The following is a 1,856-nucleotide window of genomic DNA, read 5'->3' as shown; positions in this document are numbered from 1 at the left end:
TAATCGAGTAGACGGCCGTGAGCCATAAGCCCACGGTGCGCCTCTCACACCACCGTACGTACGGGTCTCGTATACGGCGGTTCACTGGATTGTAGGTTGCGTTTTCAGGTAATAGGAAAGCATCGATTCATACCCTTTTCTTCTCAGGCGTGACAAAGTGATAGTAGTAATCAGAATCGGACTCTGGGCCACTGCCCATCCCCCTTTTCTGGTCCTGCTCCATGCATAGGCATGGTCTTGGTCCACTCCCAATCTAATCAGGTTTTTACGTTTCCGCTCCGGCTTTTTCCAGTCGTGCCAGATACAATATCTGAGACGGTTTCTCAGCCACTCGTCGAGTGATTTAAGCTTTGCTTGGATGCTGGCAAGGCGGTAATTGTTTACCCATCCCCGCCAGACTTCAGCCAGCTTTTTCAGCCGTTCCTCAAAACTGTACGGTCTGGTTTTCTTGGTAATCTGCTTGAGCTTTCGTTTCAGGGATTCCCAACTGTTCTGTTTCACCACCAGCTGGTATTTTCCTCTCACCCCTTTCTGATAAGTCGGAACGAATGCGTGTCCCAACAATTCAAAGTTGGAGGGTCTTCGGATGCCGCTTTTCTCCCTGTTGATGGGCAGTCTGAGCTTGTCTTTTAGAAAAAGGTAAATCTCATTGCCCATTTTACGGGCTTCTCTTTTTGACTTGGTGTAGATACTGAAGTCGTCAGCATAGCGGACATATTTCAGGCTTCTCCTGTCCAGCTCCTTATCCAGAACATCCAATAGGATGTTGGACAGCAGCGGACTTATTGGAGAGCCCTGCGGAACGCCTTTTCTACGCCTGTGCAGTTTTCCGTCAATTTGGATTGGTGCACGTAGCCATTTTCGGATAAGCCGTAGGGTTGTCGGACATTTTACCTGCTGATAGATAAACTGTAGGAGGATTGAGTGGTCTACTTCATCGAAGAATCCTTTGAGGTCAATGTCCACTATGTCCTGATAACCATCGTTAATGTGTTTCAGAGCCTGTGTTACTGCCTTATGGATGTTCTTCTGCGGACGGAAGCCATAGCTGTATTCCTCGAACGTGAGTTCATACTTGGTCATCAGCACCTGGCTGGCTGCCTGTTGTAGCCATCTGTCCACCACTGTGGGGACTCCTAGCAATCTTGTTTTTCCGTTTTCCTTGGGGATTTCAACCCCTCTGATAGGTTGAGGCACGTACGTATGGTTGAGGATGGATGTGGCAATACTCTCCCTGTTGCTTTCCAAGTAGGATAACAATTCGGTGACTTTCATGCCGTCCACCCCAGCCGATCCTTTGTTCCGCACCACCTGTCGGTAGGCTTTGTAAAGGTTCTTACGGTTGAGTACTTTTTCTATCATAATTAATTTGTTAACCCTGTCCGCTTAAGATGGGGCTGCACCAATACGGTACTCCACATCGAATTTGGACTTAATCCAGCGTTCAGTCCTTCATTACCCAGTGAGACCTCTGTAGATCATACAGCTCGTTACCGGTAACTACTATGACCTCGGCTGACTTCTTGGCTCATAGAAACCTAGTCTATTCCAAGATCTCCCTTGGTAAGGTGAATATCCTTGTGTCTATCTCTGCCATATCTACCATTTTGGTACTTCCTCCCTATGGAAGGCTGGGACTTCGGTGTGCTGTGCCACCTCATCCGACCTCATGGCCTCAGTATATGGTTCCTGTTCGTCAGTACAGACACCGCAGTCTGGCTTACTTCAGTGTATGGGTCACCCCAAACCACCTTGCCACTTGCTTGGCTTCGGGACGTAACCCCCGCGCTTAGGGACTTTCACCCGTTGGAACGGTCAACTTTTTGACCTATATTCACCATTCAAGGCACACACAG

1 protein-coding gene is annotated in these 1,856 nt (G+C 48.5%); it reads right to left on the bottom strand.

What is annotated here, in order from left to right; genetic code table 11:
• Positions 1-81: 81 nt before the first annotated feature.
• On the bottom strand, positions 82-1,362 hold the full coding sequence (ltrA, locus tag KI659_RS18485) for a group II intron reverse transcriptase/maturase (protein WP_213946873.1): 1,281 nt from the start codon (positions 1,360-1,362) through the stop codon (positions 82-84).
• Between the last annotated feature and the right edge of the window lie 494 nt (positions 1,363-1,856).

The sequence above is a fragment of the Litoribacter ruber genome, from assembly GCF_018449405.1.
Lineage (GTDB): Bacteria > Bacteroidota > Bacteroidia > Cytophagales > Cyclobacteriaceae > Litoribacter > Litoribacter ruber.
Note: the sequence above shows the minus strand (reverse complement) of the source record. Positions and strands in the feature narration are given on the sequence as shown.

Coding starts and splice junctions, on each gene's coding strand:
- ltrA (WP_213946873.1), bottom strand. CDS start 1,362: ATGATAGAAAAAGTACTCAACCGTAAGAACCTTTACAAAGCCTACCGA.